Annotated in this window: 11 protein-coding genes; 6 read left to right on the top strand and 5 right to left on the bottom strand. The window is 67.3% G+C overall.

What is annotated here, in order from left to right; translation table 11 throughout:
• Nucleotides 1-2 precede the first annotated feature (2 nt).
• Genes NQ034_RS00250 through secG form a run of 3 tightly spaced genes read left to right on the top strand, consistent with a single transcriptional unit; the run spans nucleotide 3 to nucleotide 2,312 of the window.
• Nucleotides 3-1,223, top strand: a complete 1,221-nt coding sequence (locus NQ034_RS00250) for a phosphoglycerate kinase (RefSeq protein ID WP_257046387.1) — start codon at nucleotides 3-5, stop codon at nucleotides 1,221-1,223.
• The gene (gene tpiA / locus NQ034_RS00245) at nucleotides 1,223-2,023 is read left to right on the top strand and encodes a triose-phosphate isomerase (protein ID WP_257046386.1); all 801 of its coding nucleotides are present in this window, start codon (nucleotides 1,223-1,225) and stop codon (nucleotides 2,021-2,023) included. Before NQ034_RS00250 ends, tpiA begins: the two co-directional genes overlap by 1 nt.
• A 43-nt stretch (nucleotides 2,024-2,066) precedes the next feature.
• Nucleotides 2,067-2,312, top strand: coding sequence for a preprotein translocase subunit SecG (gene secG, locus NQ034_RS00240; RefSeq protein ID WP_257046385.1), 246 nt, complete (start codon nucleotides 2,067-2,069; stop codon nucleotides 2,310-2,312).
• Between the two features lie 106 nt (nucleotides 2,313-2,418).
• Here secG and NQ034_RS00235 read toward each other — a convergent pair whose 3' ends face one another.
• The 3 genes from NQ034_RS00235 to tkt are packed head-to-tail and all read right to left on the bottom strand — an operon-like array spanning nucleotide 2,419 to nucleotide 7,224.
• On the bottom strand, nucleotides 2,419-4,014 hold the full coding sequence (locus NQ034_RS00235) for a phosphoglucose isomerase-related protein (RefSeq protein ID WP_257046384.1): 1,596 nt from the start codon (nucleotides 4,012-4,014) through the stop codon (nucleotides 2,419-2,421).
• A 34-nt stretch (nucleotides 4,015-4,048) separates the two neighbouring features.
• Complete coding sequence (gene tal / locus NQ034_RS00230) at nucleotides 4,049-5,146, bottom strand: transaldolase (protein ID WP_257046383.1); 1,098 nt, start codon at nucleotides 5,144-5,146, stop codon at nucleotides 4,049-4,051.
• Complete coding sequence (gene tkt, locus NQ034_RS00225; RefSeq protein ID WP_257046382.1) at nucleotides 5,143-7,224, bottom strand: transketolase; 2,082 nt, start codon at nucleotides 7,222-7,224, stop codon at nucleotides 5,143-5,145. The genes tal and tkt overlap by 4 nt, the downstream gene beginning before the upstream one ends.
• Before the next feature lie 260 nt (nucleotides 7,225-7,484).
• Between tkt and NQ034_RS00220 the strand changes: the two genes are divergently transcribed.
• Nucleotides 7,485-8,414: a heme o synthase gene (locus NQ034_RS00220; protein ID WP_257046642.1), complete on the top strand. Its 930-nt coding sequence runs from the start codon at nucleotides 7,485-7,487 to the stop codon at nucleotides 8,412-8,414.
• 3 nt (nucleotides 8,415-8,417) lie between these two features.
• Here NQ034_RS00220 and NQ034_RS00215 read toward each other — a convergent pair whose 3' ends face one another.
• Nucleotides 8,418-9,218, bottom strand: coding sequence for a L,D-transpeptidase family protein (locus tag NQ034_RS00215; RefSeq protein WP_257046381.1), 801 nt, complete (start codon nucleotides 9,216-9,218; stop codon nucleotides 8,418-8,420).
• Between the two features lie 92 nt (nucleotides 9,219-9,310).
• A complete protein-coding gene (locus tag NQ034_RS00210) occupies nucleotides 9,311-10,576 on the bottom strand; it encodes an aspartate aminotransferase type Ic (protein WP_257046380.1) in 1,266 nt (421 codons plus the stop codon).
• 61 nt (nucleotides 10,577-10,637) lie between these two features.
• Between NQ034_RS00210 and NQ034_RS00205 the strand changes: the two genes are divergently transcribed.
• Entirely contained in the window at nucleotides 10,638-11,726 is a 1,089-nt protein-coding gene (locus tag NQ034_RS00205) for an endonuclease/exonuclease/phosphatase family protein (protein WP_257046379.1), read from the top strand.
• On the top strand, nucleotides 11,708-12,481 hold the full coding sequence (locus NQ034_RS00200; protein WP_257046378.1) for a class I SAM-dependent methyltransferase: 774 nt from the start codon (nucleotides 11,708-11,710) through the stop codon (nucleotides 12,479-12,481). Before NQ034_RS00205 ends, NQ034_RS00200 begins: the two co-directional genes overlap by 19 nt.
• The last annotated feature ends 82 nt before the right edge of the window (nucleotides 12,482-12,563 follow it).

Here is a 12,563-nt window from a genome sequence, read left to right as displayed (position 1 = left end):
CATTGCAGAAACTGACCGACCCCGCCCAGTTCGCGGGGCGCCGTGTCATCGTGCGCAGTGATCTCAACGTCCCCATGCGAGACGGCGCGATCACCGACCCCGGACGCATCATCGCCTCGGCTCCCACTCTGAGGTCCCTGGCCGAGGCCGGGGCGAAGGTGATCGTGATGGCCCATCTGGGCCGGCCCAAGGGCGCCGTCGACCCGCAGTACTCTCTGGCTCCCGTCGCCCCTGCACTGGCCGAGGCCGTTGGCCGGCCGGTCGCCTTCGCCGGCGACACCGTGGGCCCGCAGGCCCGGCGGATGGCCGCCGAACTGGGCGACGGGGAGATCCTGCTGCTGGAGAACCTGCGGTTCAACCCCGGTGAGACGAGCAAGGACGAGGCCGTCAGGCGCGAGTTCGCCGGCCAGCTGGCGGAGCTGGCAGAGGCCTATGTCTCCGACGGCTTCGGCGTGGTCCACCGCAAGCAGGCGAGCGTCTACGACATCGCCACCCTGCTGCCGCACTACGCCGGGGGACTGGTGGCCGCGGAGGTCGAGGTGTGCAGCCGGCTGCTCCACGACCCGGCACGACCCTATGTGGTGGTGCTGGGCGGTTCCAAGGTATCGGACAAGCTGGGCGTCATCGACTCCCTGCTCGAACGGGCCGACACCCTGGTGATCGGCGGCGGCATGCTCTTCACCTTCCTCGCCGCGCAGGGCTATGCGGTGGGCGCCAGCCTGCTCGAAGCCGATCAACTCGAGCGGGTCCGCGGCTATCTGGACAAGGCACAGGAGGTGGGCGTCGACCTGGTGCTGCCCACCGATATCGTCATGGCGGAGTCCTTCGCCGCTGATGCCGCGCATGCGGTTGCCGGCATCGACGCGCTCGAGTCCACCCCCGCCGGTGCCAAGGCGATGGGCCTGGACATCGGACCGGAGACGGCCGCCCACTACGCCCAGCTGGTCGCCGAGGCACAGACGGTGTTCTGGAACGGTCCCATGGGCGTCTTCGAATTCCCCGCCTTCGCCGCCGGCACCAGTGCGGTGGCAAAGGCGCTGAGCAATGCCAATGGGGGACCGGAGACCGGCCGGCTGACCGTCGTCGGCGGCGGCGACTCCGCTGCAGCCGTGCGCTCCCTGGGCTACACAGAGGCCGACTTCGGCCACATCTCCACGGGTGGGGGAGCCAGCCTCGAATTCCTCGAGGGCAAGACTCTGCCGGGGCTGGAGGTGCTCGACTGATGGCCAAGAAGACCAAGCCCGAGCGCCTACCGCTGCTGGCGGGCAACTGGAAGCTCAACCTGGACCACTTCGAGGCCATCGCCACCGTGCAGAAACTGGCCTGGGCGCTCGACGATGCGAAATTCGACTACGAGGCCGGCGAAATCGCGGTGCTCCCACCGTTCACCGACATCCGGTCGGTCCAGACCCTCATCGCAGGCGACAAGCTGTCTTTGAGCTATGGCGCGCAGGACCTGTCGGTGCACGATTCCGGTGCCTTCACCGGAGAGGTGTCGGGCCGGTTCCTCAAACGGCTCGGCTGCCGCTATGCGATCGTCGGGCACAGTGAACGCAGGGCCTACCACCAGGAGACGGACTCCGTCGTGCAGGAGAAGGTGGCTGCTTGTCTGCGCCACGAGTTGCTGCCCATCCTGTGCGTGGGAGAACCTCTGGAGGTCAGGGAGGCCGGCGAACACGAGGCTCATACCCTGGCCCAGCTCAGTGCCGCTCTCGAGGGGCTCACAGCAGAGGCTCTTGCAGGACTCGTCGTCGCCTATGAACCGGTCTGGGCGATTGGCACAGGACGCACTGCCACCGCCGAGGACGCCGCCACCATGGCCACCGCGATCAGGGGCAGGCTGGAGGAACTCTATGATCCCTCCTTCGCCGCCGGCGTCAGGATCCTCTACGGTGGTTCGGTCAAGGCCGAGAACGTCGCAGCAATCATGGCCTCGGCCGATGTCGACGGCGCCCTGGTGGGCGGGGCAAGCCTGAGCGCCGCGGACTTCAGCGCCCTGGCCGTGGCAGCCCAGCGCGGCTGATCGTATTACACCAATCCGACATCGAAATGTTAGGCTTGTCTGCGTGGAAATTCTAAGCATCGTCCTCACGTGCATCCTCGTGCTCACCAGTCTGCTGCTGGGACTCTTCGTGCTCCTGCACAAGGGCCGTGGCGGCGGCATGTCCGACATGTTCGGCGGCGGTATGAGCTCGAATCTGGGTTCGTCCGGCGTGGCCGAACGCAATCTGAACCGCATTACGACCTTCGTCGCCATCGTATGGGTCGCGGCGATCGTGCTGCTGGGCCTGATCATGCGCTTCGGCAACTGAGCCGATCAGAGCGAAAGCGGGGCCGGACCTCTCCGAGGAGAGGTCCGGCCCCGCTTTTGTCTGCCGACCGCGGCCAGGCGGTCGGCGCAGGTCCCGTGGCCGGGTTCTACAGAGCCCCCACCAGGTCGACCAGCTCTGCCAGCCCGGTGGACAATTCGGTCAAGTGGATCCGCAGCACGGACCGGCCCAGACCTTGCAACACCTGGGCATCGCCGGCGGCCTGCGCGGCGATCAACTGGGACAGGGTGAAATCCCGTCCCGGCACCGCCAGATCTGCTGTGGAACCGGCAGTGATGGACAGGAAGTGCCCGTTGGGGTGACCGCCCTTGTGGTACTGGCCGGTCGAGTGCAGGTAGCGGGGACCGAACCCCAGAGTCACGGGGACCCCGGTGGCGCGCTCCAGCCGGGTCCGCAACTCCTCGAAGCCGGCGGGGTCGGCCAACCGATCGACGAAGGCCTGGATGGCCACATAGTCATGGGCACCGAGTTCCGCGGTGAAGGCCGCGAGCGACTCCCGTGTGGCGGATGGGGGAGTGGGCAGCGCCGCCACGCCCTCGCCCAGCAGCGCACGGGTGGCGGCCTTGGCCGATTCGACATCCGGCTGATCGAAGGGGTCGAGGTCCAAACAGATTCCCAGAAGGGCTGTGGCGTACTCCCAGATGAGGAACTGGGCTCCCAGCTCCCCGGACCCGGCGATGGCGTAGAGGGCGCTGCGCGGGGTGGAGCCCTCCGTGGCGGCATCGTACACGGCATAGGGCGTGGCGAAGTCCGGCCCCGCTGTACGCAGTCTGACCGCCTGTTCTGCGGTCGTCGACAGCGGTAGCACGCCGCGGCCGAGTTTTCCGGTGGACTCCGCGATGAGTTGCTCGAGCCAGGCGCCGAAACCGGGAGTTCCCGGATCGTCGAGGACGAGTAGCTTCTCAGCGCCCGCCGCATGGGAGGCGGCCAGGGTCGCGGCGATCCACAGTGCGGGGTTCTCCACCGAGTCCTCGCCCAGCTGCGCTGCCACATCGTTCGCCGCTGCGAGCAACCCGCGCACCTCGGCGCCGGCCAGGACACTCGGCACCAGGCCGAAGGCACTGAGAGCCGAGAACCGACCACCGACCCGCGGATCGGCCAGGAACACCCGGTAGCCCTGGTCGAGGGCCAACCGGTGCAGTGGCGAGTCCGGATCGGTGATCGCGATGATGCGGCCGGCAGGGTCGACCCCCGCCGCCTCCAACAGGGACACCGCGATGCGCCGGTGGGTGTCGGTCTCCACGGTTCCGCCGGACTTCGATGCGATGACGTACGCAGTCGATGCGACCCGGTCGCCGAGTGCGGTGAGGACCTGGTCGGGAGCGGTGGAGTCGAGCACTGTCAACTCCACTCCCGCTGTGGCGCAGATGAGCTCCGGGGCCAGGGAGGAACCGCCCATTCCGCACAACACGATGCGCTGGACCCCGGACTCGTGCAGTTCCGCACGGACCGTCCGGGCCCTGGCCACCACGGACTGGGCCCGGACGGCCAGGTCGACCCAGCCCAGGCGCTGCGCGGCCTCGGCGCTGGCGTCCGGACCCCACAGGCCGGCGTCCTGTGCTCTCAGGCGCGAAGCCGCGTGCGCCGCGATGAGCCGCCGCAGATGCGGTCCGACCGCGTCGTGCTCCGGCTGGGAGAAGGTATAGCCCTGTGCTGCATGGATGACCATGGTCTCACCTTTCATGGACGTGTCGTAGCGGAATCGTGCGCCGGTCGGTTCAACGTCCCAGCTGCTGCGAGACACCTGCGACGAGTTCGTCCCAGCTCGCGTCGAACTTCTCCAGACCCTCGGCCTCGAGTTTGTCCATCACCTCCGCATAGTCGACACCGACTCCGGCCAGGGCATCGAGGTCCGCATCGGCCTGGGCGTATCCGCCAGAGACCGTGTCGCCGTGGACCTCGCCGTGATCCGCGAAGGCCAGCAGAGTCTTCTCCGGCATCGTATTCACCGTTCCGGCGGCGACGAGCTCACTGACGTACATGGTGTCGGGATAGGCGGGGTTCTTCACCCCTGTCGATGCCCACAGGGGCCGCTGCTGGTTCGCACCGGCGGCGGCCAGGACGTGGAACCGCTCGGAGGAGAACTGCTCGACGGCGATGCGGTGGGCCAGCCGGCAGTTGGCCAGGCCGGCCCGGCCCCGCAGTTCGAGTGCCTCGGGCGTGCCGATGGCCTCCAGCCGGCCGTCGACCTCCGTATCCACGCGGGATACGAAGATCGAGGCGACGGAATGGATCTGCGAAATGTCGAAACCGGCCTCTTTGGCCCGTTCCAGACCATTGATGTAGGCCTCGACGACGCGCCGGTAGCGGCCGAGTGCGAAGATCAGCGTGACATTGACGCTGATGCCCGCCGCGACGACCTGGGTGATGGCCGTCAGGCCCTCCTGCGTCGCGGGGATCTTGATCATCGCATTGGGCCGGTCGATGATCTTCCACAGCTTCTTGGCGTAGGCGATGGTGCCCTCGGTGTCCCGGGCCAGGCCGGGCGGGACCTCGATCGACACACGGCCGTCCTGGCCGGCTGTGGCATCGTAGACAGGCCGCAGCACATCACAGGCTGCTGCGACGTCGGCGCACGTGAGCGCATCGATCGCATCCTCGAGGGAAGCGTCTGAGGCGGCCAGCCGGCCCACCTGTTCGGCGTAGGCGTCCGAATCCGCCAGAGCACCTGCGAAGATGGTGGGATTCGTCGTCACCCCGACAATCGACTGTTCGTCCACGGCCCGGGCCAGCTCCCCGCTGGAGAGACGGCTGCGCGAGAGGTCGTCGAGCCAGATGGAGACCCCGGCGGTGGACAGTTCCTGCAGTGCGCTCATACCAGCTCCTTGACTGCGGCCATGGATTCCTCCGCTGCGGCCACAACGGCCTGGGCCGTCAGCCCGAACTCGCGGTAGAGCGTCTTGGCATCGGCCGATGCTCCGAAGTGTTCGAGCGACACGGCCCGGCCCTCGGTGCCCAGGTAGCGGTACCAGCTCATGGCACCGCCGGCCTCGATGCTGACCCTGGCGCGGACCGCGGACGGCAGCACCGAAGCGCGGTAGTCGGCGTCCTGCCGGTCGAACCACTCCATGCACGGCACGGAGACGACGCGGGCGGCGACCCCGCTGCCGGTCAGCGTCTCCGCTGCGGTCAGGGCGATCTCCACCTCCGAGCCGGAGGCCAGCAGGATGACGTCGGGGGTACCGTCGGTGTCCTTGAGGATATAGGCGCCCTTGGAGGTCAATTCGGCCGGTGCCAGGGTGGCGCGGTCGAGGATCGGCAGGGCCTGGCGCGAGAGGACCATCCCGGTCGGGCCATCCGTGCGATCGAGCACCGTGCGCCAGGCGACGGCGGTTTCGTTGGCGTCGGCGGGACGGACCACGTCGACGTTCGGAATCGCACGCAGCGAGCTCAGGTGCTCGATCGGCTGGTGGGTGGGCCCATCCTCGCCCACCCCGATCGAGTCATGGGTCCAGACGAACACATTGGGCACCTGCTGGAGCGCGGCCAAGCGCACGGCTGCGCGCTGGTAGTCCGAGAACACCAGGAAAGTCGCGTTGTAGGGCCGGGTCGGTCCGTGCAGGGCGATGCCGTTGCAGATCAGGCCGGCGGCGAATTCGCGCACGCCGAAGTGCAGATTGCGACCGTAGACATTGCCGGGGAACGCCTTGGAACCGCGGTCCTCGGGCAGGAAGGACGCCTCACCGTTGATGAAGGTGTTGTTCGAACCGGCCAGGTCGGCCGAACCGCCCCACAACTCCGGCATCAGCGGTGCCAGCGCGTTGAGGACCTTGCCCGACGCGGCGCGGGTCGCCATCGGCTTGTCTGCGGAGTCGAACACGGGAAGCGCCCCGTCGATCCCCGCGGGCAGGCGTCCCGCCAGCAGGCGGTCGAAGAGCTCCGCGCGGTCCGGGTTCTCCTCGCGCCATGCGTCGAAGCGCTCGTTCCAAGCGGCGTGGGCCGCGGCCCCGCGGTCGAGGACCTGCCGGGAGTGTTCGAGCACTGCGGGGGCGACCTCGAAGGTCTGCTCCGGGTCGAAGCCCAGAATCTCCTTCGTCGCACGGATCTCCTCGTCACCCAGCGCCGCACCGTGGGCGGCCCCGGAGTTCTGCTTCGTGGGCGCCGGCCACGCGATAATCGTCGAGAGCCGGATGAAGGAGGGACGGTCGTCGGCGCGGGCGGCCCGGATGGCCGCGTCGAAGGCCTCGATGTCCTCGGAGTAGTGGCCGTTGTTCACGAAGTCGACATGCTGGACGTGCCAGCCGTAGGCCGCGTAGCGGGCCTCCACGTCCTCGGTGAAGGCGATCGAGGTATCGTCCTCGATCGAGATCCGGTTGTCGTCCCAGATCAGGATGAGGTTGCCCAGACGCTGGGTGCCGGCGAGGCTCGAGGCCTCACCGGAAACGCCCTCCTGTAGGCAGCCATCACCGGCGAGCACGTAGATATCGTGGTCGAAGGGGGACTGGCCGGCCGGTGCGGCGGGGTCGAACAGACCGCGTTCGCGGCGGGCCGCCATCGCCATGCCCACGGCCGAGGCGATGCCGGAGCCCAACGGCCCGGTGGTGATCTCAACGCCGGGGGTGTGCCCGACCTCCGGGTGGCCAGGGGTCAGAGAGCCCCAGGTGCGCAGGGCCTTGAGATCGTCGAGCTCAACGCCGAAACCCGCCAGGTAGAGCTGCACGTACTGGGTCAGCGACGAGTGTCCTGCCGAGAGCACGAAACGGTCGCGGCCGATCCAGTTCGGATCGGCGGGGTCGACGTTCATGGCCTTCTGGTAGAGGTAATAGGCGACGGGCGCCAGGCTCATCGCCGTGCCCGGGTGGCCATTGCCCGCCTTCTGGACGGCGTCTGCGGCCAGTAGACGTGCGGTGTCGACTGCCTGCCGGTCCAGTGCGGACCAATCAAGAGCGCTCATGTGGTTTCGGATCCCCTTAGATTCGGCTTTCGTTCCGGACCAAGTTTATCCGACGGTGCCGCGGCGCGGGCCGCCGCGGGCGGTCTGATCGGGTGCGACGCCGCCGATAGGCTCGGCTAAGTGGAGGTGACGTCTACGCGGAGTAGAATTGCTCGGATAGTGCCCATGGACCGTGAAGGCATCTCTCATGTTCACAACGCCTAAGGAAGTGACCCGCACACGTGACTGCTGATCAGCGCAGGGGAACGGACGAAGCGCCACTGCAGCGCACCATCGACGAACGCAAGCGGGCGGGACGCCCGCGGGGCAAGGTGGGCGCCTATATCGCCCTGACCAAGCCACGCGTGATCGAGTTGCTGCTAGTCACCACCGCCCCGGTGATGTTCTTGGCAGAACGGGGTCTGCCCAATCTGTGGCTGGTGCTCACGACGATGATCGGCGGCGCCGCTGCCGCCGCTTCGGCCAGTGTGTTCAACTGCATCATCGACCGCGATATCGATGCGAAGATGCACCGGACGGAGAACCGCCCGCTGGTCACCGGTGAGGTGTCCCTGACGGGGGCCTTCGTGTTCGCCTTCGTGCTGGGCATCGGGTCGATCTTCTGGATGGGCGGTTTCACCAACTGGCTCGCCGCCGGTCTGACCGCCGCCGCGATTCTGCTCTATGTGGTCTTCTACACGATCCTGCTCAAGCGCCATACCACGCAGAACATCGTGTGGGGTGGGGCCGCCGGATGCATGCCGGTGCTCATCGGCTGGGCTGCGGTGACCGAACAACTGGCGTGGGAACCGGTCCTGTTGTTCCTGGTCGTCTTCTTCTGGACGCCGCCGCACTATTGGCCCCTGGCCATGAAGTACAAGGCCGACTACGATGCAGCCGGCGTCCCCATGCTGCCCAGCAAGGTGCCGCCGGCAAATGTCGGTCGGCAGATCGTCTGGTACAGCTGGGCCATGATTGCGGCCTCGCTGGCGCTGATCCCCGTCGGGCACATGGGCCCGGTCTACATCGTCGCGTCCCTGGGTGCCGGCGCCTGGTTCCTGTGGGAGGCCTATGGCCTGGTGAACAGGGCCAAGCACGGCGCGACCGGAACCGGTCTGAAGGCCATGCGGTTGTTCCACGGATCGATCACGTACCTGTCGCTGCTGTTCCTGGCAGTCGCAATCGATCCGCTGCTCAATCCCTTCGCCTAGCGGTCAGTACACCCAGACCTTCGTCTTCTTCGGCGTGGATCCGGACTTCCAGATCCAGTCCATTGCAGGGTTGCTCACGCGCACACAGCCGTGTGATGCCGGCTGGGCCGGCACCGACCACCATTCGCCGTGGACCGCGATCCCGCCGTTGAAGTACTTAGGCCGATACAGTTTGCCCAGTCGCGCGTGGCGTACCCCATTGATCTGCCTGTACACCTTGTACTTGCCCTTGGGTGTGCGCCAACCGGACCGGCCGGTGGAGGCGTTGATGGTCCGCACCACTTTGCCGTCCTTGACGACGTAGAGCAGCTGCCGCTTCAGCGATACCTCGATATAGCGGCCCTTCTTCGATTTGGCCGTGGGCCGCACACCCTGGTCCAGCTTCTTCCAGGTCTTCTGGTTCAGCTTGCCCGTGCGCTTGATTCCCGCGGCCTTCTGCAGGGCCCAGACGGCCTGACGCATGTTCTGGTCGTAGCGAGAGCTCACCTTGGGTAGGAAATATCCGAGGGAGCGCAGGCGTAGACCCGCCGCCTTGACGTGTTTGCCCTTCGAGCCGTAGGCCAGGTTGGGGCGCTTCGCCTGCTTCGTTGTCTTCTGCGCAGCGGACTGCTCTTCGCCCGCTTTGACCTGCGTGCTTTTCTCGGCCGTCGTCGGGACCGAACTCAGGGTCCCGGCCGCCGCAGGCCGGGCGGCCGACTCCGCCGCAGCGGGTCGGATGGGGGAGGCGAATGCACTGACCGGAACGGTGCTCAAACCGACCAGCAGTGCCAGGCCCATCGCCAGGGCTCTGTTCTTTGTGCTCACACGGATATTTCTAGCAGAGGTTTCCCAGTCGGGGGTGCTGCGACACACGACAGCACCACACCGTTATCTCGCATCCCCCGACCGGGCCGGACTCAGGCCCCCTGTGCGATCCTGGCCTCGAGCTCGGCGACCTCGATGCACGCGGCCAGGCCCTGGGCGGCCAACTCGACCTCGGCCAACGTCGGCATGGTCGGCGCGATGCGGATGTAGCGGTCCTCGGGATCGAAGCCGTGCGGATGGGTCGAGCCCGCGGGAGTCAGCTTCACCCCGGCCTCGGCGGCGAGTTTGACCACCTGTGAGGCGGTTCCGGGATAGACCGTCAACGTGATGAAGTAGCCGCCGCGCGGGACCGACCACTGCGCGGCGCTCGACTCGCCCAGGCCCTCGCGCAGTGCTCTGTCCACCGCGGCGAACTTGGGCCCTGCGATGGCGGCGTGGCGTGCCATATGGGCGCGTACTCCGTCGGCTGTTTTGAAGAACCGCGCGTGGCGCAGCTGGTTGATCTTGTCGGGGCCGATGGACCCGGGTTCCGCATGGGATTTGAACCAGTCGACGATTGCGGGAGAGGCTCCGAAGAAGGCGACTCCCGCTCCCGCGAAGGTGACCTTGGAGGTGGAGGCGAATGTCAGCACCCGGTTCGGATGCCCTGCGCGGGCCGCGATGTCGAGCACGTCCAGTGGCTCATCGTGTTCGGTCCCCAGATGGTGGATCCCGTAGGCGTTGTCCCACATGACCGTGAAGTCCGGCGCGGCGGTCGCCAGTGACATGAGGTCCCGCGTGCGTTCGGTGCTGATGGACACTCCTGAGGGGTTCGCGTACAGGGGGACCAGCCAGATTCCCTTGACCGAGGGATCGGCGACGTGCTCGCGCACGGCCGCCAGGTCGGGGCCCTCGTCGTCGCAGGGGATCGGAATGAGGTCGAAGCCCAGGGACTCGGTGAGCCCGAAGTGCCTGTCGTAGCCGGGCACGGGGCACAGGAAGGAGCGCTTGGCCCCGGCCCACGGCGCGGGGGAGTCCGGCAGTCCGAACAACAGTGCGAACTGCAGCGCCTGTTGCATGAGGGTCAGCGAGGAGTTCCCCTGGGTGAGCAACTGGGGTGCCGGAACCTGCAGCAGTTCGGCGAAGATGGAACGGAGTTCGGGCAGGCCGTCGAAGCCGCCGTAGTTGCGGGCATCCGTGCCGTCGGCCGTGTGGAAGTCCGCACTCGTAACGTTGACGAGCATATCCGCTGACAGGTCGAGCTGGGCGGGGGCGGGCTTGCCGCGGGTGATGTCGAGGTTCAGGCCGCGGGCGGCGAACTCCTCATAAGCTTCACGGGCCTGTGCGAGCCGGGTTTCCTGTTCCGCCTGAGTGGACATTCTGATCCTTCTGTTGTGACCGAGGTGGGGCTGATAGCCACCACTGGATATCCTAATCTGCATGACTTCCTCGCGCTCGACCGGTTCGTCTTCCGTCTCCGGTCGCGGGGGAGTGCAGCGGTGCCTTCCCGTGCTCGCCGTCGTCTGTGTCGTGGCGCTTGGCTGCCTGAGCCTGTTCGGCGGGCGGATCGCCGCAATCCGCGGCTTCACAGGTCTGGTCTACCTCACGGCCCTGCCGTGGGTGGGTATCTCGCTCTGCTTGGCCGGCGCCGGGCTGGCCGGCGCGACCTGGGTCGTCCTGTATCGCCGAGGCCGCGGCGGGCCCTGGCGCTCCGTGTGCGCGCTGAGCGCCCTGGGCCTCGTCCTGCCGGCGGTGCTGGCCGCAGTGCCCGTGCCCGGGACGGGACCCGGTGCCGTGGGGCGCCTGGATCAGGGGAAGGCCGGCTTTTCCGGTTCACTGCGCATCGTGCAGGCCAATGTGCTCATCGACAACTCCGCTTGGACCGATGCGGTGTTCTCCCGGCTGCCCGAGGCGGACGCGGTGTTCCTGGCCGAGGCCTCGGCCGAAACGGTGCGCGGCGAACTGGCCCGGCGCGGCCTGGCGGAGGATTACCGGGTTTTCGTCACCGCGCCCGAAATGGGCGCCGATACGGTTCTCGTGATCCGCTCCGACCTGTCCCCGCGGCCAGTGCACGAGAGCCTGCCCTATGCTGCGGTCGGAGCGACGGTGACGCTGCAGGAGAGCCCGCTGCGGCTGATCGGGGTGCACACGGCATCTCCCATGGCCAGATCGCCGTATCAACGAGCCTGGGAGAACACCGTGTCTACGGCTGCCGAGCAGTGCCGTGCCGACAGCCTGGTGGCGGGGGACTTCAATGCCGTCTGGCGCCAGCTGGGGCCGCGCACCATGTGCCACGACGCCGCTGGGACTCTGGGCGCGGGAGGCCCGGGCAGCTGGCCGAGCTTTGCACCACGATTCCTGGGCGCGCGCATCGACCATCAGATCTACGATCCGGCCCGACTGTGTCCGCGTGCAGGCGAGCTGTTCGACATACCGGGCAGTGATCATAGGGGAACGGATTTCGACTACGCGGTGTCGCGCCGAGTCGGCGGCACACAGGAGGTGGCCACATGCACGGGCCGAAACTGAGGAACGGACAACGGTCGGACTATGGAACCACGTTCGGGGGACAGGCCGAGCTCTACGACCGGGTGCGTCCGGGGTATCCGCATGAAGTGGTCACTGCGCTGTGCGGCCTGGCCGCAGGGCCCGTCTGCGACCTGGGCGCAGGCACCGGGAAGCTCGGTGCGGCACTCGATGTGGCCCTGGCGGATACTCCCTGGTCGGTGCTCGCAGTGGATCCCGACGAGCAGCTGTTGGAGCGCAATCCGTGCCGTACGCGCGTCGGCACCGCCGAGGCCGTCCCAGTCGAAGATGCTACAATATCACTCACCATTGCAGCCCAGTCCTGGCACTGGTTCGCCCAGCCGGCGGCAGGAGTCGAGATAGCCCGGATCACCGGGATGGGCGGGCATCTGGCCATTGTGAACAATCAACTCGACGTGCGGGTGTCCTGGGTCCACCGGTTGAGCCGGATCATGCATGCCGGCGATGTCTATCGGCCGGCGTGGCGCCCGGAGCTGCCGGGTGAGTTCGGACCGGTACGGGCGCATACGGTTTCCTTTACGACCCCCGTGGGTGTTGCGGAGGTGATCGGGCTGGCACGGACCAGGACTTACTGGCTGCGCTCGAACGAGGCGACGCGCGCCCGGGTGGAGGACAATATCCGCCAGTACCTGATGGGGGAAGCATGCGAGGATCCCGAGTTCCTGGCCGCGCGCACGGAAAATGGGCGGTTCGAGCTGCCGTACATGTGCCTGGTCTATATCGCACCCAGGTGTTGAGAGACGAAATCGTGGGGAGGGCCTCGGCCCTCCCCACGGAAATCTACTTAACATAATGTATATTATCGGCGCTCTATGACCG

The organism is Brevibacterium moorei, from assembly GCF_024580735.1.
Taxonomy (GTDB): domain Bacteria; phylum Actinomycetota; class Actinomycetes; order Actinomycetales; family Brevibacteriaceae; genus Brevibacterium; species Brevibacterium moorei.
Note: the sequence above shows the minus strand (reverse complement) of the source record. Positions and strands in the feature narration are given on the sequence as shown.

Coding starts and splice junctions, on each gene's coding strand:
- tpiA (WP_257046386.1), top strand. CDS start 1,223: ATGGCCAAGAAGACCAAGCCCGAGCGCCTACCGCTGCTGGCGGGCAAC.
- NQ034_RS00235 (WP_257046384.1), bottom strand. CDS start 4,014: ATGAAAGGTGAGACCATGGTCATCCATGCAGCACAGGGCTATACCTTC.
- tal (WP_257046383.1), bottom strand. CDS start 5,146: ATGAGCGCACTGCAGGAACTGTCCACCGCCGGGGTCTCCATCTGGCTC.
- tkt (WP_257046382.1), bottom strand. CDS start 7,224: ATGAGCGCTCTTGATTGGTCCGCACTGGACCGGCAGGCAGTCGACACC.
- NQ034_RS00210 (WP_257046380.1), bottom strand. CDS start 10,576: ATGTCCACTCAGGCGGAACAGGAAACCCGGCTCGCACAGGCCCGTGAA.
- NQ034_RS00205 (WP_257046379.1), top strand. CDS start 10,638: ATGACTTCCTCGCGCTCGACCGGTTCGTCTTCCGTCTCCGGTCGCGGG.
- NQ034_RS00200 (WP_257046378.1), top strand. CDS start 11,708: ATGCACGGGCCGAAACTGAGGAACGGACAACGGTCGGACTATGGAACC.